23 protein-coding genes and 3 tRNA genes are annotated in these 20231 nt (G+C 54.9%); 9 read left to right on the top strand and 17 right to left on the bottom strand.

Translation table 11 applies throughout. The annotated features are described in order from the left end of the window. The 10 genes from ACK5JN_RS02555 to ACK5JN_RS02510 form a co-directional block, all read right to left on the bottom strand. A partial coding sequence (locus tag ACK5JN_RS02555) for a molecular chaperone (RefSeq protein ID WP_416868713.1) occupies nucleotides 1-490 on the bottom strand: 490 nt, incomplete at its 3' end. A gap of 1 nt (nucleotide 491) precedes the next feature. After that, nucleotides 492-986 (bottom strand): spore coat U domain-containing protein, encoded by a 495-nt coding sequence (locus ACK5JN_RS02550; protein WP_416868712.1) that lies wholly within the window; start codon nucleotides 984-986, stop codon nucleotides 492-494. Between the two features lie 232 nt (nucleotides 987-1218). Further along, the gene (locus tag ACK5JN_RS02545; protein WP_416868711.1) at nucleotides 1219-1752 is read right to left on the bottom strand and encodes a helix-turn-helix transcriptional regulator; all 534 of its coding nucleotides are present in this window, start codon (nucleotides 1750-1752) and stop codon (nucleotides 1219-1221) included. Nucleotides 1753-1757: 5 nt separating this feature from the next. After that, entirely contained in the window at nucleotides 1758-2393 is a 636-nt protein-coding gene (locus ACK5JN_RS02540; RefSeq protein WP_416868710.1) for an EAL domain-containing protein, read from the bottom strand. Between the two features lie 194 nt (nucleotides 2394-2587). After that, nucleotides 2588-4882, bottom strand: a complete 2295-nt coding sequence (opgB, locus tag ACK5JN_RS02535; RefSeq protein ID WP_416868709.1) for a phosphatidylglycerol--membrane-oligosaccharide glycerophosphotransferase — start codon at nucleotides 4880-4882, stop codon at nucleotides 2588-2590. 186 nt (nucleotides 4883-5068) lie between these two features. Continuing rightward, a complete protein-coding gene (locus ACK5JN_RS02530) occupies nucleotides 5069-5560 on the bottom strand; it encodes a DUF2501 domain-containing protein (protein ID WP_416868708.1) in 492 nt (163 codons plus the stop codon). Between the two features lie 69 nt (nucleotides 5561-5629). After that, complete coding sequence (gene dnaC / locus ACK5JN_RS02525) at nucleotides 5630-6367, bottom strand: DNA replication protein DnaC (protein ID WP_416868707.1); 738 nt, start codon at nucleotides 6365-6367, stop codon at nucleotides 5630-5632. Between the two features lie 2 nt (nucleotides 6368-6369). After that, on the bottom strand, nucleotides 6370-6909 hold the full coding sequence (gene dnaT / locus ACK5JN_RS02520) for a primosomal protein DnaT (protein ID WP_416868706.1): 540 nt from the start codon (nucleotides 6907-6909) through the stop codon (nucleotides 6370-6372). Between the two features lie 113 nt (nucleotides 6910-7022). After that, on the bottom strand, nucleotides 7023-7496 hold the full coding sequence (locus ACK5JN_RS02515; protein ID WP_416868705.1) for a threonine/serine exporter: 474 nt from the start codon (nucleotides 7494-7496) through the stop codon (nucleotides 7023-7025). Continuing rightward, the gene (locus ACK5JN_RS02510) at nucleotides 7487-8263 is read right to left on the bottom strand and encodes a threonine/serine ThrE exporter family protein (RefSeq protein ID WP_416868718.1); all 777 of its coding nucleotides are present in this window, start codon (nucleotides 8261-8263) and stop codon (nucleotides 7487-7489) included. Before ACK5JN_RS02510 ends, ACK5JN_RS02515 begins: the two co-directional genes overlap by 10 nt. Nucleotides 8264-8542: 279 nt before the next feature. On the opposite strand from ACK5JN_RS02510, the gene pobA reads away from it, so the two are divergent. The 4 genes from pobA to bglJ all read left to right on the top strand — a co-directional run bounded on the left by pobA (nucleotide 8543) and on the right by bglJ (nucleotide 12273). Next, on the top strand, nucleotides 8543-9727 hold the full coding sequence (gene pobA / locus ACK5JN_RS02505; protein ID WP_416868704.1) for a 4-hydroxybenzoate 3-monooxygenase: 1185 nt from the start codon (nucleotides 8543-8545) through the stop codon (nucleotides 9725-9727). A gap of 3 nt (nucleotides 9728-9730) precedes the next feature. After that, on the top strand, nucleotides 9731-10621 hold the full coding sequence (locus tag ACK5JN_RS02500; RefSeq protein ID WP_416868703.1) for a helix-turn-helix domain-containing protein: 891 nt from the start codon (nucleotides 9731-9733) through the stop codon (nucleotides 10619-10621). Between the two features lie 282 nt (nucleotides 10622-10903). Further along, complete coding sequence (locus ACK5JN_RS02495) at nucleotides 10904-11629, top strand: helix-turn-helix transcriptional regulator (protein WP_416868702.1); 726 nt, start codon at nucleotides 10904-10906, stop codon at nucleotides 11627-11629. 8 nt (nucleotides 11630-11637) lie between these two features. After that, nucleotides 11638-12273, top strand: a complete 636-nt coding sequence (gene bglJ, locus ACK5JN_RS02490) for a DNA-binding transcriptional activator BglJ (RefSeq protein WP_416868701.1) — start codon at nucleotides 11638-11640, stop codon at nucleotides 12271-12273. Here bglJ and ACK5JN_RS02485 read toward each other — a convergent pair. Then, nucleotides 12270-12740 (bottom strand): YbaK/EbsC family protein, encoded by a 471-nt coding sequence (locus ACK5JN_RS02485; RefSeq protein WP_416868717.1) that lies wholly within the window; start codon nucleotides 12738-12740, stop codon nucleotides 12270-12272. The genes bglJ and ACK5JN_RS02485 overlap by 4 nt on opposite strands. A gap of 337 nt (nucleotides 12741-13077) precedes the next feature. On the opposite strand from ACK5JN_RS02485, the gene ACK5JN_RS02480 reads away from it, so the two are divergent. Then, entirely contained in the window at nucleotides 13078-14421 is a 1344-nt protein-coding gene (locus ACK5JN_RS02480; protein ID WP_416868700.1) for a PTS sugar transporter subunit IIC, read from the top strand. A gap of 35 nt (nucleotides 14422-14456) precedes the next feature. Here the strand turns inward: ACK5JN_RS02480 and fhuF are convergent, their stop codons facing one another. Both fhuF and ACK5JN_RS02470 read right to left on the bottom strand, forming a co-directional pair. Further along, on the bottom strand, nucleotides 14457-15245 hold the full coding sequence (gene fhuF / locus ACK5JN_RS02475; protein ID WP_416868699.1) for a siderophore-iron reductase FhuF: 789 nt from the start codon (nucleotides 15243-15245) through the stop codon (nucleotides 14457-14459). A gap of 102 nt (nucleotides 15246-15347) precedes the next feature. Beyond that, nucleotides 15348-16412 (bottom strand): GGDEF domain-containing protein, encoded by a 1065-nt coding sequence (locus tag ACK5JN_RS02470; protein ID WP_416868698.1) that lies wholly within the window; start codon nucleotides 16410-16412, stop codon nucleotides 15348-15350. Between the two features lie 191 nt (nucleotides 16413-16603). Between ACK5JN_RS02470 and ACK5JN_RS02465 the strand changes: the two genes are divergently transcribed. Continuing rightward, a complete protein-coding gene (locus tag ACK5JN_RS02465) occupies nucleotides 16604-16882 on the top strand; it encodes a DUF1435 domain-containing protein (protein ID WP_416868697.1) in 279 nt (92 codons plus the stop codon). Between the two features lie 36 nt (nucleotides 16883-16918). On the opposite strand, the gene ACK5JN_RS02460 is transcribed toward ACK5JN_RS02465, so the two are convergent. The 4 genes from ACK5JN_RS02460 to rsmC all read right to left on the bottom strand — a co-directional run bounded on the left by ACK5JN_RS02460 (nucleotide 16919) and on the right by rsmC (nucleotide 18450). Beyond that, nucleotides 16919-17005, bottom strand: a tRNA-Leu gene (locus ACK5JN_RS02460). 35 nt (nucleotides 17006-17040) lie between these two features. Further along, a tRNA-Leu gene (locus tag ACK5JN_RS02455) sits at nucleotides 17041-17126 on the bottom strand. 27 nt (nucleotides 17127-17153) lie between these two features. Beyond that, a tRNA-Leu gene (locus ACK5JN_RS02450) sits at nucleotides 17154-17240 on the bottom strand. Nucleotides 17241-17418: 178 nt separating this feature from the next. Continuing rightward, entirely contained in the window at nucleotides 17419-18450 is a 1032-nt protein-coding gene (gene rsmC / locus ACK5JN_RS02445; protein ID WP_416868696.1) for a 16S rRNA (guanine(1207)-N(2))-methyltransferase RsmC, read from the bottom strand. Between the two features lie 226 nt (nucleotides 18451-18676). On the opposite strand from rsmC, the gene ACK5JN_RS02440 reads away from it, so the two are divergent. From ACK5JN_RS02440 to yjjG, 3 genes are read left to right on the top strand one after another with little or no spacing between them, the layout of a single operon-like run. Then, a complete protein-coding gene (locus tag ACK5JN_RS02440) occupies nucleotides 18677-19084 on the top strand; it encodes a DNA polymerase III subunit psi (RefSeq protein ID WP_416868695.1) in 408 nt (135 codons plus the stop codon). Beyond that, the gene (gene rimI, locus ACK5JN_RS02435) at nucleotides 19053-19499 is read left to right on the top strand and encodes a ribosomal protein S18-alanine N-acetyltransferase (RefSeq protein WP_416868694.1); all 447 of its coding nucleotides are present in this window, start codon (nucleotides 19053-19055) and stop codon (nucleotides 19497-19499) included. The genes ACK5JN_RS02440 and rimI overlap by 32 nt, the downstream gene beginning before the upstream one ends. Before the next feature lie 17 nt (nucleotides 19500-19516). Next, entirely contained in the window at nucleotides 19517-20194 is a 678-nt protein-coding gene (gene yjjG / locus ACK5JN_RS02430; RefSeq protein WP_416868716.1) for a pyrimidine 5'-nucleotidase, read from the top strand. The last annotated feature ends 37 nt before the right edge of the window (nucleotides 20195-20231 follow it).

Here is a 20231-nt window from a genome sequence, read left to right as displayed (position 1 = left end):
CTTGTAACGTGCAGGTGAGCTGGGTGGCTTCATCGTGACTCTTTGCCTGGCCGCTGGCGATAAACAGCGGAATGGAGTAGCGCAGCAGAAAATGGACGCCGTTTTGCTCCGTGCCGCCCTGATGCCCGCCGGGTAGCTCATCAACCAGCAACCGGAAGCTTTGTTCATGCGGGTGAGATGTGGGGTTAAGCACCACGATACGCACCAGCTGCTGCTGGCCGGGCTTTAGCGCGGTGACCGCCGGGCTGCTGACGATATCGTCGGTGAGCGTCAGTACATCTTTGCCCTGCGACTGCGACCAGTCATACACGCGAATCTGCGCGTGGATCGGCTGGCTGCCGGTGTTGGTCAGATACAGCGCCGCCGCCCGCTGGCTGTCGGTAAGATTCAGCATGACGGGAGCGACCTGTAGCGTGGCGCTCATGGCGAAGCGGACGAAAACCAGCATCACGACCAGCCAGCAAAGGGCAAAGAGGGTGATTCTGCGCATGTTAGTACACCAGATTCAGCGTCACGTCGTCGCTGTACAAGCCCGCTTTGGCTTGGGTCAACGCTCCTGCCTCAATCACGCCGACAATGGTTTCGGACTGCGCCTGGCCGGTGCCGGTGCCTTCAATGCCGCCGCTGGCGTTCACCGGCGTTTTCTTGCTTTCATCGGCGTACAGTTTATAAGCGATGTTCTGCGCGCTGATGTTGCTGTCTTCCGGTTTAAGCCAGAAGGTGCCGTCGCTTTCGCCGTCGCTGCTGGCAGCGGACAGGGTAAACGGCGTGCCGTTGGTGCACAGCACGCTCAGTTGGGTGGTGGCGTTGATTTCGCTGGCTTCGTCGGAACCGTGGCTGGCGAAGTTCAGATCGTTAGCCTGCAACGTGCAGGATTTCAGCACTTCCAGCGAGACGTGCATGGTTGCCGTTGTTGCGCTATCGGCTAGCGCGAATTGATGATAGGCAGACAATAAGCTGAAAATGATGATTGCCATCCTTTTCATAGGCAAGCTCCATTAGATAAATGAATTTGGTGGTTGAATAGACTATTTTTTTCGGAATGTTGAGTGCGCAAAGAATAAGCTCAGGGGCGTGATGGTGGATATTCTTATCTGCTAAATCTAAGCTTATTCCTGGTAATGTGATAAAAATGTTCAGCGCAGGTTTCCGGTATATTTCCGTTGGGCGATGAGAACGTAATTCTTACTTCACTATGCGTATGATTACCCGTGGTCATTACTGATAAAGCGAACGGTTTTCTATCGTGCGTATTTTTCGATGTAAATCGGCCAGCGTATTGCAGTGGAATTTCGCCATCGCATTGCGCCGATGCGTATAAATCGTTTTCGGCGATTTATGCAGCATTCTAGCGATGCTGTTGGGCGAAAACCCCATAATTATCAATAAACAAATGTGAATTTCTGAAGGTGTTAACGGCGTTTCTTTCCGCATCGTCCGACGAAATTCAGGGTGTTTAAGCTGCTCAGTGAGCTGTTTTATCGACAGTTTATCGCTGAATACGCACACGCGCTCCGGCGGCAGGCATTGTTGAACCTCCTGCATCCGGCGTTCTTCGGTAATAACCAGCCATTTTATTTCGTCATTTTCCTGGAGAATCTTTTCCCGCAGCTCAAAAATGCAGTTTTCACCGACTTTATTAAACCATTGCAGCGTTGGGTACGGGTTTATCATATAAGGAATGGAATGTTTCAATCCCATCCACAGGAAATAGTTATTACTCAGTACGACCAGGTGATAGGGTGCAGACATAGCGTTCATTTATTCCACAGAAAACCTTGACCATAATTAGCGTGAGAATCACAGGCTAATTGGTAGTCAGCGAGCGTTTCGATGCCTTCCACAAGGACTTCATCGGCGATTTTTTTGCAGCAGCGGGCTAGCTTCAGGAACGGTTCTTTGCATTCGCGTCCCGTCCAGAACGCATGCTTATCAATTTTGGCCCCGGAAAAGTGATAATCCTGTTCGACCAGGCACGGCAGAATGTCGTGATGAACGTCGTCGGCCCAGACGGCAATTCCCTTCTGTCTGACGGCGTTGATGCGCGCACGTAGCTGCTGGCTTTCTGCCGGTGTCAGCGTCAGGAGCTGATCTAAATCGGTCAGTTCAATCGCGATACGATCCGCTGCGGCGGTTTCTTCGTCGAGACGCTGTAAAAAGCCGGGCGTCAGCATCACGTCCGCACTGGCGTTCAGGTAATACTTACCGGAGGCGGGCGTTTTGATGACGTGCGCAAGCTGGGCGAAGAAGAGGTCAATTCTGGCGTCAAGCGCCAGATTGCTGAAAAAATGCTCAAGGTTTATCTGGGCCGGTGCGGTAGAGAGCACTTCCCAGGCAACGATATTTTCATTATGCAGGACGCGGATGGATTCGAATTTATAACCTGTGAGCATGATTACGCAGCAATATTAACCAGTATTTTTAATGTTGGTTAATGCTAGGTAATTTGCTTTTGTTGGTATATTTATAAATATAAATTCGATTTATATGGTTTTTTTGTCTGGTTTATAAGTTATTTATAGGTTTTTATTTTTACGATAATAGGTAAAGGAAAGGGGGGCGATACGCCCCCCACGCGCTTCAGGCATTAGCCTTGCGCATCGATTACTTTGATTTCCACCATCCCAATGCCGAGCTGGCGCGGGGAGTGGCCGAGGATGTTGCCCTCGTTAGTGGACTGCGGGGCCGGCGGCACGATGACCAGCGTACTGGCGTCCGACGGGTTGTCGAAGTGTAGGGTTGTGGTGGTGACATCGTGGCCGAGCGTGAGCGTCTGCTCGCTGTTACCGACGCGTACCGGGATAGGTTTATCCGCGTTTGGGCCGAAGGCTTTTGCGGTGATCACCAGGTCGAAGCGCTTCGGTAACGGATGCTGGTACTCAATTTTCACCTGCTCGCCAAGCTGCGCGTTGGACCAGCGTCCCCATGATTCCGGGCGGGAGATACCGCTGAAGCTTTTCACCTCTTCCGGCGCGCCCGCGACGTTAAAGATAAAGCTATCGGCCTTGTAGCGGATATCGTTATCGACGGTTTTAAGCGAATCGACGTTGCCCTTGTAGCGCACCATGTCGATCACCGTGTCTTTAAACTCGGTTTTGCCATTCCACATTGCTTTGTCGACGCGCTGCACTTTTTGCTCGCCGCCGAGCTGGCCCTGCGAGACGCACCAGTCGGTGGACAGCGCCAGATTTGGCGACCACAGCTGGGCCATTTTATAGCAGCGGTCGACCCAGACGAAGTTATCGCGCGGGGCAAAATCGGCCAACTGGTAGCGCAGCGGCGCGGAGTATTCGCTTTCCGGCAGCGGCTCAACCCGGTTATCCGACACGCGCAGCAGCAGCGGCAGGCGGAAGTGGCTGCCGGAGAAGGCAATCATGTTCTTCTGGGTATCGATAGCGAAGTTTTTGATCTCTTTCGGGAAGTTCCACAGGTGGATGATGTCCGGCTTCCACGCCAGCACCTTCTCCTTCATATTGAGGAACACTTCGGACAGCGATTGCCCCGACAGGCTGCTGCGGCCCAGGCCGATAAAGTTATCGCCGCCGAGCAGATCCAGCACCGTTGCGCCGTTGTCCATGGTGTTGCGTTTTACCGCCAGCACCTCTTGCTCGTCGGGTTTATCACCGCGGATCACAAAGAACAGGTTGCTGCGGTCCTGCTTATTCAGCTCGTCCCAGGCGGTGTTTTTCATCGCCAGGTGGTCGGAAGAGACCACGATAATGGTGTCTTTAAACCACGGTGATGCTTTGATCTTATTAATAAATTCCGCAATGTTCTCCTGGCTACAGGTGACCGCGCTGAACGACTGATTGGTCTTGCCGTTGATGTCGTATTTTTTGCGGTTGCAGGTGCGCGAAATAAAGCCGTCCGGGTGGTGGGTATCGACGGTTAAGGTGAACAATGAGAAGCGCTTGCCCTCACGGGACAGCGTCTCAAACTTTTTCCACGCTTCATCGAGGACGGTATCGTCGTAGTAGCCCCAGTCGTTTTTGTAGGCCGGGTCTGCGACGGTGGTTTTCAGCTCTTCCGCGCCGTACAGATGGTCGAAGCCGTGCGATTTCAGGAACACATCTTTACCCGCGAAACGCAGGTTGGCACCCTGCACGAAGTAGTTCTCGTAGCCGGAGTTTTTCAGGATATCGCCAAGACAGATATTTTGCGGGAAGAAGCTCGATAGCGACGCGGAGGCGTTGCCTTCGAACGGGGCGAACAGCGGGATGCCGCACTGTGAGGCAACCATGCCGGCGATGGTGTAGTCGGTGCCCGGCAGCTGCATGGTATGGCTGAAATCGAGGCTCTGGTTTTTCAGCGCGCCCAGCTCCGGGGTCAGGTCCGGGAAGGCGTCGTTATCAAAATAGGTTCGTTCCAGGCTTTCACCGTAGATATAGACGAGGTTCAGCTTTGGTTTGGCGATCGTTTTTGCCGGCTCTTTGTAGTAGGCCGAGAAGTCAGGATCGCCGTCGCGCGACTGGGATTTTACCAGCTCGCTAATCTGGCGAAACGCCGGGCTAGCGTCAACCGAGCCAACGGCCAGAATCAGCGCCAGCAGACTGTAGCCAAAATGATGGGGATGATGGCGACGGCGGCGCAGTAGCCAGCCCAGCCCGCCAAAAACGGCGACCAGCGCGGCCACGAGACCCACGCCCGGCAGAATGTATTTACCGACGCCCGCGCCCGTCAGGCTGTTGGTCAGCGTATAGAGCACCGCATCGTTGATACCGTCGCCGGTAAAGTAGTCGCTGGCGTACAGGGTAATATTCAGGACCACAAACAGGCCCAGTACCGTTAACGTGGCGGCGAACCACCATTTATTGCGCCCCGCCTTCCAGGCATAAATTGCGATGGAAGCCAGGAACAGAACGAGGGATAACAACTCTGACACTACACGTCCTCAACAGCGCCAGTTTTTCTGGCTGCACACAAAGTAACTTCACAATGTAATTGTGCCGTCATCTGTCTGCAATTCTAACGTAGTGAAAGTGTGCTGTTATTCAGAATTGGTTTAGAAATGGACGATATTTGAGCGGTTTTTGACGGCGGGTGCGAAACCCGCCGCGAAAAGAGGCGATCAGGAAATGTAGCTAACGCCTTGTTTCAGAACGAAATCACAGGCTTTGGCTTTCACTTTTTTACCCAGTTCGGTGTTACCCAGGCTGTCGAGGTCGAGCTTCTGGCCGTCTTTGGCGTTCAGCAGCCCCTCAAGCCCTTCCATATAGCCGGTATCCTGCTTCTGCTCTGCCGCCGTGTTGAGGCCGAGCTTATCCAGCACCTGGCTTTTTACGTTATCCACGTTAGCGACGGAGGTCAGTTTCTGTTTGGCGCAGTACCCCATGATCCCGGCGGCGTTGTTCATGCTGCTGGAACTCAGCGACTGGCTGCCGCCGTTAAGCAGGCTGGTCAGCGAAGAGAGGGAGGTCCCGCTGCTCTGTGACGAACTGCTGCTGCCCGCCAGCGAACTGGCCGCGCTGCTCAGGTCATTCAACGATACGGCGCCCGCAGCGGTAGAAACAAACGCGCTGGCAATGATTACGCGGCAAAGCATCGATTTTACAGATTTCATGGGGTCTACTCGTGTGTGCAATTATAAATGGACATGATGAGTATACGCCTGTCATTCATAGGATGTATCTTAATACTCTTTCCCAGTGACCCGGCTGCGGTAACTTTCCCAGTTAAAAATCACCCACAGGCTGTTGCCGAGACGCATGCGATCCATCACTCGCTCGCCGAGCAGCTTGTTCATTTCATCCAGATTGCTGTTGGTCAGCATCCCGGTCGGGCGCTTGGACGACGAACGGCGGTCGACGATCTGGTTAATGATTACCTTCTCATAGCGCGATTCGGTCTGCATGCCGATTTCATCGATGACCAGCAGGTCAACGTTGCTTAAGTCGCTCAGCAGCTGTTCTTCGCTGGTTTCACGATTGCCGAAGGTCTCTTTCATCGCCGACATAATATCGGCGACGGTGATAATCAGCACCGACTTGCCGCGCAGCAGCAGCTCGTTGCAGATGGCGGCGGCGAGATGGTTTTTACCGGTGCCCGGCTTGCCGGAGAAGATAAAGCTCGCGATATTGCCGTCGAATTCGTCAACGTACTGTCGCGCCTTCGCCAGCGCGTTCATCTGGCCTTCATTTTCCACACGATAGTTATCGAACGAGCAGTTCTGATGCAGCGGGCGAATACCGGAGCGGTTAAAGGTGCGCTGCATTTTCATCGCGCGGTTTTCGCGCGCCAGCGCCGCCGCGCGGATCTCGCCCTGCTCTTTCTGCCAGGCCAGCAGCTCTTCGCCCGTTTTAAAGGCCGGTTCAATATGCGCCGGCATCATCTTCTGCAGGCGCTTCATCAATTCGCCAACGTCTTTCATGCTCAACCTCTGAAACCCGGTGGAATCTGACGGTCAGGTTCGCTGACCGCGTTCACGTCACGCCGCATCTGGCCATTATTATTCGCCCGGCCCATCTGTATGCTGCGCGCTAATTTTTGCTGCCACTGTACGTGGTGGAACACTTTGCCCTCGGCCTGCCAGTAGGCGACGAACGAGGCCAGCTCTTCCGGCGTGACCGGCTCGCTTAAGGCGATGCCCCATAGCGCGGAAAGGCGCAGGAACTCGGCGTCGGGCTGCCAGCCCGCGTACATGGCGAATTTCCCCATCGGCACGGAGACCGGCGCCGCCGTCGGTTCTTCAAAGAACTGGGCATCCAGCGTCACGTCGCTGCCCGGGCGGGCGAGTTTTTCTTCCAGCGCCAGCAGCTGCGCCAGCCGTTCCGGCGTGACGGCATAGAACGCGGGCGTATTATTGGCAAACACGGCCACCGCGCCGTTCTGGGTTTGCGCAAGAATGGCCGCGGGATCGGCGACGAAGGCGTCAATACCAATCACGTTGGGCGTTAAAATACGAGAAGACATAACACTATCTCAATACTGAAAAAAACGGGAAGGGTGCGTGAAATCCGCACGAATACTGCACATAGTAGCACAAGCCGGGGGAAGGGCGGCACTCTCCCGTACCGCCCTCAGGATCATACCCGCGGGCGCTTGCGATACAGCCACAGCCCGGGAATCGACAGGCCGATGGAGAGCGCGCCAACGATCGACGACGCCTTCAGGAAGTTGCTTAACAGGGTGATCATCATCTCTTCAGAATAGCCAAAATGGCTGATTTTGACCGCCGAGATCATTGCCGTGTAGGCCGAAATTCCCGGGAACATCGGGATCACGGCGGCCACGGTGAATATTTTCGGATGCGCCAGATACCAGCGCGACCACTGAATGCCGATGCTGCCCACCAGCATGGCGGCCAGGAAGGTGGCCCATTCGATATTGAATCCCGCGGTCATCATGCAAAAGCGCGAAGCGTGGCCGATGGCCCCCAGCAGCGCGCACCACGGCAGCGCGCGGTGCGGCACGTTAAAGACCATGGCGAAACCGACCGCCGGAATGGCCGACAGCACCATGTCCTGCGCCAGCAGCAGTACAAAATCGATCACACCCATCCGCGCAGCCCCCATAATGTCATGGCCATGACCACGCCGACGCAGGTCGCCAGCGTTAACAGGCTGGCAATCGCCCAGCGCGCCAGGCCGGTGTTGATATGCCCTTTGAACATGTCGGCGACGGCGTTAATCAGCGGGAAGCCCGGCACCAGCAGCAGAACGCTGGCCGCCATGGCGACGGTCGAGGTCTGATGAAAGGCGGGCAGCTGTAGCATCAGGCCGGAGACGGTGGTCGCGGCGAAGGCGGTCAGGCCGAAGTTGATCTGCGGATGCATGGAGCGATGCGTGAGCAGCTGGCGAATGTACATGGCGATCGTGCTGGCGCAGAAGGTGACCAGCGCGCCGTCCCAGCCGCCGTTGTTCAGCTTGCAGAAGCAGGCGCATGACAGCCCAACCATCAGCACGACCAGCCAGCGCGGGTAGCGCAGGGGTTTTATCTGCGCAAAGCGTTTACCGACATCTTTGTAGTCCAGCAGCTTGTGCTCGGCCATGATGACGATGTGCTGAACTTCGGTGACCACGTGCATGTTGATGCCGCGGTCGCTGTTTTTGCGCGTGGAGGTGAGGCAGAGCCCGTCCTTGATGGTGGTCAGCACAATGGCGTTTGAGGAGATGGCGCTTTCGACGCTATCCATCCCCAGCGCGTGCCCCAGCCGCGTGGACAGCTCCTCTACCAGGGCGCTCTCTGCGCCATGCTGTAATAAAAAAAGACCGCACTGAATACATAATCGCGTGACGATACGTTGTTCTGACTGATCGACGTCTATAAAGCCCCTGGTACCCAAAACGCCTGCGTAATGACCTACTTGTACCCGAAGAGTTGCTTTGCGCTCTCCGCGCCGGATCAAACAATGTGCAAAAATTCGACGTCCGCTGCGAAGGCGCAAAGAGTTGATGTCGCCCACACTTTTGCAAAACTGTTCGAAAGTGCAAATTTTGAACGGATTCTGGCCTTCTTTTTCGTTACTGACTTATCAAAAATGCATCATGAAACTTTATTGATACACAAAACAAACAAATAATTAACCATTACGTGAGGTCACCCTATGAACACGCAAGTCGCCATTATCGGTGCCGGGCCTTCGGGGCTGCTGTTAGGCCAGCTGCTGCATAACGCCGGGATTAAGACCGTCATCCTCGAACGTCAGACGCCGGAGTATGTGCTGGGGCGTATTCGCGCAGGCATCCTGGAAAACGGCACCGTCGAGCTGCTGCGTGAAGCGGGTGTCTCTCGCCGGATGGATGCCGAGGGGTTGATTCACCACGGCGTGGAGTTTCTGTTTGCCAATCAGCGCATCCCGGTGCCGCTGAGTGAACTGACGGGCGGTAAAAGCGTGATGGTGTACGGCCAGACCGAAGTGACGCGCGACTTAATGGAAGCGCGCCAGGACTGCGGCGCCCAGACCATTTACGGCGTTGAGCAGGTCGAGCTACACGATCTCAAGAGCGATAAGCCCTTCGTCACGTTTGTGAAAAACGGCGAAACCTGCCGACTGGAATGTGATTTTGTTGCGGGCTGCGACGGCTTCCACGGCGTTTCTCGCCAGAGTATCCCACGGGAGATTTTGCGCGAATATGAAAGCATCTGGCCCTTTGGCTGGCTGGGGCTGCTGGCGGATACGCCGCCGGTCAACCCGGAGCTTATCTACGCGCACCACGATCGCGGGTTTGTATTGTGTAGTCAGCGCTCACTAACCAGAAGCCGCTACTATCTTCAGGTTCCGCTCAGCGACAAGGTGGAGCAATGGTCTGATGAACGCTTCTGGGAGGAGCTGAAGCGTCGCCTGCCGGACGATTTGAGCCAGAAGTTAGTGACTGGTCACTCACTTGAGAAGAGCATTGCGCCGCTGCGCAGCTATGTGGTCGAGCCGATGCAGTATGGCCGCATGTTCCTCGTTGGCGATGCGGCACATATCGTGCCGCCGACGGGGGCCAAAGGGCTGAACCTGGCGGTGTCAGACGTGAACTATTTGTGGCGAATTTTGCGTCAGTACTATCGTCATGGCCGTGAAGATCTGCTTAGCCATTACTCGCAGCTGGCGCTAAATCGGGTGTGGAAAGGCGAGCGTTTCAGCTGGTTTATGACCCATCTGCTCCACGATTTCCAGGACAAGAGCGCCTTCGACAGAAAAATGCAGGAAGCGGACCGCCAGTATTACCTGGGGTCGCGCGCCGGACTGACAACCATTGCGGAGAACTACGTTGGGCTACCTTATGAAACGGTGGAATAAAACATGAAGCGGGCGGGTGTGGCGACACCGCCGCCGGACATCGTGCCGGTCTTTAAGCTCTATGGCGAGCAGATGGGCTGGCCCACGCCCGACCTGCTGCACTGTGAGTCGATACTTCAGCGTAGCAGCCTGTATGAGTGGCATATCCGCGTGCATCAGCATGCCGAGCTGGTGCAGCTGTTGTATCTGCACAAAGGGCAGGCGGAAATTGAAGTTGAAGGCGAGCGGCACCTGGTGAGCGAGTCGAGCATCCAGGTTGTACCGTCGCTGTGCGTGCACGGTTTTCGTTTTTCGCCCGGTACGCAGGGCTACGTGCTGTCGCTGGCGCTTCCGCTATTGAGCCAGCTGGAGGCGCAGTTTGGCGGCCAGCTGGATGTGCTCAGCCGGCCTGGCTGTATTCCGGTTAAGCGCTCAAGCCGCCATATTCGCTCGGTGTTCGCGACGCTGCTGGAGGAGTATACCCATGAGAACGACGCGCGTGAGATGATGCTCTATTCGCTGCTCGGCGCGCTGCTGGTCTGGCTCAATCGTCAGGGCACGCCGCCGAGGCCGCTTGAGGACAAAAGCGAACGCAAACGCGGGGTATTGCGGCAGTTTGCGCGACTCATTGAAAGCCATTACCGTGAACACCTGTCGCTGGCGGAATATGCGCAGCGGCTTGGCGTATCAACGACCCATCTGAACTGTCTGTGCCGCGAATTCCACGGCACCAGCGCGCTCGGCGTGCTGCATCAGCGGCTGCTGCTGGAGGCGAAAAGAAGCCTTCAGTACACCAGCATGAGCATCACCCAGGTGTCCGACTATCTGGGGTTTAGCGATGTGACCTACTTTTCGCGCTTTTTCAGAAAACGAGGCGGCATGACGCCAAAAGAATTCAAAGTGAAAATGGAATAGCGGCGAGAAAATATTAACCGTGAATTTTTAATTTTTCTTATAACTTAATTAATATTTTCTAAGTTAGTGCTTTTCAGACAGCATGCCATACTGCTCTCGTCAATCCTGCCAGTACATCCATGTAGCAACATTTTTTATTGGTTCGGTAACGACAAGATAATAATAATATTATTGCGTTAAAGGGAATAGAAACGGATGGGTTCAGTTTCCTGTTAATACTTCGCACAGTATTAAATAATTTTATATTCAGGAAATGAATCTTCGAATGGATACGGAGGTTTTATGTCGCCAGAATTCTGCAAGTTCGCGGTGATTATCAGCAAAATACCGGTAATGCAGTCTGGGCTCAGCACGATAATGGGAACGCATTTTCCGGATTATGAGCTCAATTTTTGCCAGTCTCTGGAAGAGCTAACGTTACTTCAGCTTCGGCGAACAGACGTCGTTATTATTGATTTTTCAGGAGAAATAAGGCATCCACGTGCGCTATGCGAACAGTACTATACGCTGTTGTCACAGTATCGGGATATTCACTGGATCTTTCTGATTAGCCGGCAATATTATGCGCTGGCCGTTGAGTTTTTAATGCGCCCGGAAAGTACCTTACTTTCAGATTCAGACTCCATTGAGCGCGTCATCAAAGCCGTCCAGCAGGGGGGCGTCAGCACGGAAAAAATTAGCCAGACGCTGCTATCTATGCAAAACAGCGATGATATTGATGGCGAAAATGACCGACTAATTATGCTGACGCTGTCAGAACGCAAGGTACTGCGTCTGCTGGCCAAAGGCTGGGGAATTAATCAAATTGCCGCCTTGCTGAAAAAGAGCAACAAGACGATCAGCGCGCAGAAAAATAGCGCGATGCGTCGACTGTCTTTACGCAGCAATGCGGAAATGTATGCCTGGATTAACAGCAACCAAGGGATGAAGGAACTGAATCTCTACTCAGCTTACGGAGAACAAGCGGAATGGAAAAGCACAGCAGGAAGCAGTGCGTCGCTATCATAGAACATTGCATGATGACGGAGATGGGGCTGCGTCATCTGTTAACGCATTCTCATCATGGGAATTTTACGTTGCACTTTTACCGCTCTATCGGCGAATTCAAGCTGGCGCTTCGTCAGACTCCGTTTGATATGGTGATTTGCTGTCTGCCCGGCACGCGGGAGCCACGCATTGAGTGCCTGTTTACGATGGAGGACGTTGCGCGTCATCATGCCGGAATGGTCCGTATTATTCTGGCGAACGACAGCGTTGAAGCGGAGCTAATTAAGCACCTTTCACCCACCTACCTGCACGGCGTGCTGAGCAAATCCAGCCCGTTAGCGGAGCTGCAACAGAGTATGCTGGAGCTGCTGCAAGAGGCGGCGCTGGGGCATGTATGTGCCGATGCCTCTTTATCACATCAAGAAAGCCGTTTTTTGAGCCCGACCGAGAATATGATCCTGCGCTACATGACCTACGGCTATTCGCTGATGGAAATTGCGCAGCGGCTCGACAGGAACATCAAAACTATTCGCGCCCATAAATTCAATGCCATGACCAAGCTTGGTGTGAATTCGGACGTTGACCTGCTGAGCGCCGCAGACCTGCTGGTTTCTCTACCCGACAGAAACATCGCCTACCGGCAGACGCTGCTTCGCTCTGCTTAGCTGGGTGATGATAGACAGACGTCAACCCACGTGGCGTCGGTGAGGCTGGCCAGCCTGTGCGGCGAAATACGTACTGCGCTATGAATAGCGCCTGCGGCTGGCAGGACCTCATCATACGCCTGCAGCGAGATATCGCAGTAGACGTCCAGCGGGTTTTCCAGGCCAAACGGGCACACGCCGCCGACCGGGTGTCCGGTCAGCGTGACCACTTCGTCGCTGCTGAGCATCCGCGCCTTCGCCCCGAAGGCCTCTTTAAGCTTTTTATTGTCCAGGCGGGCATCGCCTTTGGCGACGACCAGAATGACGCGGTCTTTGACCTTCAGCGACAGCGTTTTAGCAATTTGTCCGGGTTCAACCTGATGAGCGGCTGCAGCCAGCGCGACGGTGGCAGTACTTTGCTCAAGCTCAATAATATTGATGTCGGGCGCGCGCTCGGCAAAGAATTCTCGTACGGACTGTAGGCTCATCATGCTCTCCTGATTTTTCGGCGAGTCACTCTGTCATAAAGCTACCTGAGTTGTAAATAAAGCGACGAAGTTGTGCAAAAATTGTTTGATTTCTGGATCTCCTTCACAATCACTGCAACCGGTTACTGTAACCGGTTGCGGTTCATCTTCAGGCGATTGATACTGCGAGGGTAACTTCCTTTGTATCCATAATAAGAGCCATATATGAACGGTATTCCTATGAACATGATGTCGGGTCGCGTTGCTGCAACCGCAGAGCGTTCACAGTTTGCCCAGTCGTATGTCGGCAAAATTGTTGTTGCTGTGCTTACGTCTAAAGCCTGTCAGGAGGGCTGCTATGTCTGCTAATCACGCTGCATTTAATCTGATATTTCGCTTTGTAGAAAACTATGTTAGTCCAGTTGCTGGCCGTATTTCATCTCAGCGCCACGTCATGGCCATCCGTGACGGTTTTATCTCTGCTATGCCATTTATGATTGTGGGGTCGTTCCTGCTGGTCTTCGCCTATCCGCCGTTCTCGCCGGATACCACCTGGGGCTTTGCCCGCGCGTGGCTGGATCTGGCGAAACAGTTTGAAGGCCGAATTCTGACGCCGTTTGATATGACGATGGGCATCATGTCTATCTATATCTGCGCCGCCATCTCCTATAACCTTGGCAAACATTACGAAAAGAGCAATCAGCTCGATCCGTTTATGTGCTCCATGCTGTCAATTATGGCGTTTCTGCTGGTTGCCGCACCGAAAACCAACGGCAACCTGCCGGTGGATAGCCTCGGGGGGACCGGGATCTTCACCGCCATTCTCGTCGCCGTTTACTGCGTGGAGATGATGCGTTTTCTGAAAATCCGCAACATCGGCATCCGTTTACCGGACCAGGTACCGCCGATGATCAAAAACTCCTTCGACCTGCTGATCCCGGTGCTGGTGGTGGTGCTGACGCTCTATCCGCTGAGCCTGTTTATTCAGAGCCAGTTCGATATGCTGATCCCGCAGGCCATTATGTCGGTGTTCAAACCGCTGGTCTCCGCGGCTGATTCCTTACCGGCGATTCTGCTGGCGGTACTGATTGGCCACCTGCTGTGGTTCGCAGGCATCCATGGCGCGGCGATTGTCTCGGGTATGCTGCAAATGTTCTGGCTGACCAACCTCGGTCTGAACCAGACTGCACTGGCACAGGGCGCGCCGCTGCCGCATATCTTTATGGAAGCCTTCTGGACGTTCTTTATTGTGGTGGGCGGTTCTGGTGCCACTATGGGCCTGGTGTTCTGCTATCTGCGTAGCCGCTCGGCGCACCTGCGCTCCATTGGCCGTCTGAGCGTGGTGCCGAGCCTGTTCAACATCAACGAACCGGTGATTTTTGGTACGCCTATCGTGATGAACCCGGTGTTCTTTATTCCGTTCCTGCTGGCCCCGATGGTGAACGCCATTCTGGCCTGGGCGGCAATGAAGCTCGATCTGATTGGCCGCGTGATCTCCGTTGTGCCATGGACCGCACCGGCGCCTATCGGCGGCGCGTGGGCGCTAGGCTGGGATTTCCGCGCGGCGATTCTGGTGGTGGTGCTGGCCTGCGTCTCGGCGATTATCTACTACCCGTTCTTCAAAGTGTACGAAAAACAGTTACTGGCACAGGAAGAGGAAGAAGCGCAGCGTGCGGCTGAAGAGAGCCAGCAGGTTGCGTAATCAGTAGGATATCGGCGGGGCGTTTGCCCCGTCGGTTATTTCAGGGTGCAGTCACCGCACTGCTGAACGTCAGGCAGGCGGTAGCGCTGGCAGCAGGTTCGGCGCACCAGGCGGCCTTCACGTACCACGACGGTACGCCACAGCGGGTTATCCTGGCCATCGGCCAGCGTTTTGCCAAAGAAGTAGCGCTGGCGCAGCTGGTTCACCTGATCTTCGCCCAGCAGCGCAATCATCTCTCCGAGATACCAGTTAATCAAATAGCCGGTATTGCTCCAGATAAGCTTAGCGTTAATCTCGCCCGTGGCCTCCAGCGCCGCAATCACCGGCATAATGCCTTGCGTCACCAGGTTATCCATACGTTCGACGAGCGGTTTCTGCGTGGCGCGCAGATCGTGGCGTACGTCAACCCAGAAGCAGGCCGCGCGGCCGGTTTCGTGGAACTCGACGTGGAAATGCTCGGGGGAGACGGCGATGGCGGACTCTTCGGTCAGCAGCGCCAGCATCAGCGGCGGCACCATCAGGCCGATATACCACTGGGCCCACAGCGAAATCAGCGGCTTGTTTTCACGCGCCTGCGTCGGCTGGTTGCGGTAGATATGATCGGAGTAGATAGCCAGCAGAGAGCTCAGTTCCGTCGGCTTAGACCATTCGGCCAGCGTTCTGGCATTGTCCGGGGCGGTTTCATCCAGACGAAACAGCTCCAGCATGTGCGGGCGATGCTCGGCGATTTTCGCGCGTACCGATTCCGCGAACGCATTTTCCCTGCCGGGAAGCGGCGTACGCCAGATGAGGTCATCAGCGATCGGTGCGGAGCGATAGGCCATAGGATTAGCTAGATACAAAACTAAATGATAATGATTAGCAATCCTAGCGATAGATAAAAGCAAGCGCAAGCGGTTTGTCGCCTGCGCTTGCTTTTTGTGAACTCAGGCGGCGGGCACCCGTTCGCCGATCAGCGTGTTGTTGCGCCCCTGTTTTTTGGCCTCATACAGCGCGTTATCCGCCATGCGGATCGCGGCGTCAATATCGTTATCCTCAAGCGGCGCCACGCCGATGCTGACGGTAACGTGGGTCGCTACCGTGGCATTAAACATATGGGGGATCTTCAGATCGTAAACCTGCTGGCGGATGCGTTCTGCCGTCAGCATGGCGTTCTGAATATCACACTGCGGCAGCAGCACCATAAACTCCTCGCCGCCGTAGCGGGTAACAATGTCGCGAGAGCGCACGGCGTTGCGAATGGCGGCCGACACGCGCATCAGGGCCTGATCGCCCATCATATGGCCGTAATGGTCGTTGTAGGCCTTAAAATGGTCGATATCCAGCAGCAGCACCGAGTGCTGGGCCGGGCCGAGCGCTTTTAGCGAATCCAGACGGAACTGAAAACCACGCCGGTTATACAGGCCAGTGAGGGGATCGAGCATGCTCAGGCCGTTCAGCGTCTCGCGCTCTTCCAGCAGTTTATACATCAGCCCCTGGGCAAATCGGTCGTTGCGGCGCTGGATGACGTGCTGAATCGCAATGCCGATTAACGGTAGCGCGAAGCAGTAGGCCATTCGCCACCACTCCTCAGAATTGCTGGTGAACAAGCAGATAATAAAGGTGGGTAATGAATGCAGGGCAAACGCGATGATATTATTTGAAAAGGCAATAGTTCCCACGAATAACACGCTAAATAGTGCCACCATTTGAAAGTTTTCATTAACGGTCGGCAGCACAAAAGTTTTACTTAAAATATGCCAGCCCCACAGACAGCCAAATATTGCTGAGACGATGGGCAGGTTCAGCTTTATGCGGGCGTATCGCCAGTTCCACAGCAGCATAGCACCGCTACCCACCGCGATGAGCATTGCCGGCAGGGGAAATATATGTACATCATATATCGGGCTGAACACTGACAGCGCCGATGAAACCAAATTGAGAAACAAAAACAGCCGGAACGTGAGCTGATATTTTTGTGCACGCAGGGCGCGCCAGGATTGTACAGTCATTGTTTGAAGTTGTAGTCAGCCTTAAATAAATAAGTAACTGCATCAAAAGCAACAATAATGCAGGAAGAGTTGTGCGCTTACTTTATATTTGACATGTCGGTTATTCAGACAACTTAACACCATATAATAATCATGTCATTAATGAATATGAAACCTTAGCGCAAGAGCAGACAAATGACAAAAAACCTTATATGATATTGGTAATCATTATCATTTGGAAAGGTAAGGTCATGTTGCGAAACACGTTGGGCAGCGGCTGGGGCGTACTGCTTCCGGGCATCGTCATTGCGCTAATGAGCACCATGGGACTTTCAGCCGACGTCTGGCGTGCAGTGATTGTGTGTGGGCTGCTGCTGAGCGGTGGCATGATCTGGCATCGTCAGTTGAGACACTTTGTGCTGTTGCCGTCTTGCATTGCGTTAATTGGCGGTATTGTACTGATTACGATGAATTTAAAGCTGATGGGATAAAGCAGGAGAAGAAAACCAGGGAAGGAACGAGAAGACTGGTGCGAGGGGGGGGACTTGAACCCCCACGTCCGTAAGGACACTAACACCTGAAGCTAGCGCGTCTACCAATTCCGCCACCTTCGCACAGATATCTCATTACTTTTGTTATATCGCCTCGTTGGTGCGAGGGGGGGGACTCGAACCCCCACATCCTAAGGACACTAACACCTGAAGCTAGCGCGTCTACCAATTCCGCCACCTTCGCACAGTGCGAGCGATATAACGTGGATTATGGTGCGAGGGGGGGGACTTGAACCCCCACGTCCGTAAGGACACTAACACCTGAAGCTAGCGCGTCTACCAATTCCGCCACCTTCGCATACCATCGACTCTTTATGAAAGAATCGTTACCACGGAGGCGAATTCTAGAGATTTTACGCCGGGCGTCAACAGTTAATTAGCGAACTCAGCGTGATTGCCGAAAAAAAAGACGTTTCTGCGGGGTTTGCTGTTTTTGCAGGCCGGATGGCGCTAACGCCCGATCCGGCCTGCAACAATCAGGCTTTTTTCGCCTGACGGGTCATCACGGTGCGGTACACCTTGAAACGACCGGTTTGGGCAATCACTTCGTGGAAGCCAAAGGTTTCGTCGAGCACCGCCGGATACGGCAGGAAGGCGTTAGCCACGATGCGCAGCTCGCCGCCGCTGTTCAGATGGCGAACGGCACCGCGAATCAGCGTTTGCGCGGCGTCCAGGCTGGTCTGCATCCCATCGTGGAATGGCGGGTTGGAGATGATCATATCAAAACGCCCGTTGACCTCAGAGAAGACGTTGCTGGCCAGCACTTCGCCTTCAAAACCGTTGGCGGCAAGCGTCGCACGGCTGGCTTCAACCGCGGGTGCGCTGACGTCGCACAGGGTCAGGCGAACCTTCGGCGAGTGGCTCGCCAGCGTCGCTGCCAGCACGCCCGCGCCGCAGCCGACGTCCAGCACCTTACCTTTGGTGTGCGGCGTCAGGGTCGAGAGCAGCAACTGGCTGCCGACGTCCAGACCGTCGCGGCTGAAGACGCCCGGCAGGGTCTTAATGGTTAAGTTTTCGAGCTGATATTCGCCCCAGAATTTTTCTGCATCGAACGCGGGCTGTTTCTCCAGACGGCCGTGATACAGGCCGCAGCGGCGGGCGCTGTCGACTTTGTTCAGCGGCGCGAATTCGGCCAGCATCTGCTCGGCGCTGCGCACGCCGCTGCGGTTTTCGCCAATGACGAAAATATCGGTGCCCACTGGCAGCAATGACAGAATGTTCATCAGCTGGAACTGGGCTTCCGGCTTGTTTTTCGGCCAGTAGTAGATAAACGTGTCGCTGTCGGCCACGTCTTCCGCCTGAGCCACAAGGCCAAAGCGGACGCTGTCGCCCATCTGGCGGCTCAGCATCTGCCAGTGGTGAAACTGCTGGGTATGCGCGCGACTTGCGGCGGTCTCAAGGCGTGCGGGCAGGTCATCCTGCAAATCGCCGGCAAAGAAAATACGGCTCTGTTCGAAATCGTCACTGTGGCGCAGCAAGACTTCACTTGCCGGGGTAAAAGCAGACATGAATGGTTCCTCATTAAACTCAGGCCGCGATTATACACGTCATCCTTCAAGTTGCCTCTATGTTGGCTGCACTCATTCACCCCAGTCACGTACTTTTGTACACTCCTGGGGTTCATTCGCTTGCCGCCTCAATGCAACTCGAATGATTTTGTGTAGATAGAGTGTAATTGGCGCAGTTTCGATGAATTTGCTATATTTGCGCCCTTGATAGACAGGAGCGTTGCACATGACATCCCGGCGGGACTGGCAATTACAACAGTTGGGTATTACTCAGTGGTCACTACGTCGCCCTGGGGCGCTGCAGGGTGAAATTGCGATTACGCTTCCGCAGCACGTTCGTTTAGTGATTGTCGGCGAGGATCTACCCGCGCTGACGGAACCGCTGATGGGCGATATTCTTCGCGCGCTGCGCCTGACGCCGGACCAGGTTTTACCGCTGACGCCCGACCGCGTGGCGATGCTGCCACAGCAGAGCCGCTGCCACTGCTGGCGGCTCGGTAACGATGCGCCCGTCATGCTGGAAGGGGCGGTGATTTCCACGCCGCCGTTTAATGAACTGCAAGCCAGCGCGCGCGCCGCGCTTTGGCAACAAATTTGCGCCCATGAACACGATTTCTACCCTCAGCTCGACTGATTTACCCCGCGCCTTTCAAATCGAAACGCGCGCCCATGCGTTTCCCTGGAGTGAAAAAACCTTCGCCAGCAACCAGGGCGAGCGCTATCTGAACTTCCAGATGTCGGTCGACGGTGAAATGGCGGCCTTCGCCATCACCCAGGTGGTGCTGGATGAAGCCACGCTGTTCAATATTGCGGTTGACCCGGCGTATCAGCGCCGCGGCCTGGGGCGCGAGCTGCTTGAACATCTCATTGATGCGCTGGAAGCGCAGGGTGTGGTGACGCTATGGCTGGAAGTGCGCGCGTCGAATCACGCGGCCATCGCCCTGTATGAGAGCTTAGGCTTCAATGAGGCGACCATTCGCCGCAACTATTACCCCACGGCGGAAGGCCGTGAGGATGCCATTATTATGGCGCTGCCCATCAGTATGTAAGACAAGGTGAAAAGATGATGAAGTGGGACTGGATTTTCTTCGATGCCGACGAGACGCTGTTTACGTTTGACTCGTTTAGCGGCTTACAGCGGATGTTTCTCGACTACAGCGTGACCTTTACCGCGGAAGATTTTCAGGACTACCAGGCGGTGAACAAGCCGCTGTGGGTTGATTACCAGAACGGTACGATCACCTCGCTTCAGCTCCAGCATCAGCGTTTTACCAGCTGGGCGGAGCGTCTGAACGTTCATCCGGGCGATCTGAACGACGCCTTTATGAACGCGATGGCCGAAATCTGCGCGCCGCTGCCGGGTGCCGTGTCGCTGCTGAACGCGCTGAAAGGCAAGGTGAAGATGGGCATCATCACCAACGGTTTTACCTCGCTGCAGCAAATTCGTCTGGAGCGCACTGGCCTGCGCGATCACTTTGATCTGCTTGTGATTTCTGAAGAAGTCGGCGTCGCAAAACCGGATCGCCGAATCTTTGATTACGCCCTTGAACAGGCCGGTAATCCGGACCGTTCCCGCGTGCTGATGGTCGGCGATACCGCCGAGTCTGATATTCGCGGCGGGATGAACGCCGGTCTGGCAACCTGCTGGCTGAATGCGCACCAGCGCGCGCTGCCGGAAGGCATTACGCCTGACTGGACGGTGACCTCACTGCCTGAACTGGAGCGACTCCTGTGTAAACAGTGATTGCCAGCCCCCCTTTGATGGGTAAAATAGCCGCAAT

It is taken from the genome of Kluyvera sp., from assembly GCF_047971185.1.
Classification (GTDB): Bacteria; Pseudomonadota; Gammaproteobacteria; order Enterobacterales; family Enterobacteriaceae; genus Kluyvera.
The sequence above is the reverse complement of the archived record's forward strand: the minus strand, read 5'-3'. Positions and strand labels throughout refer to the sequence as shown.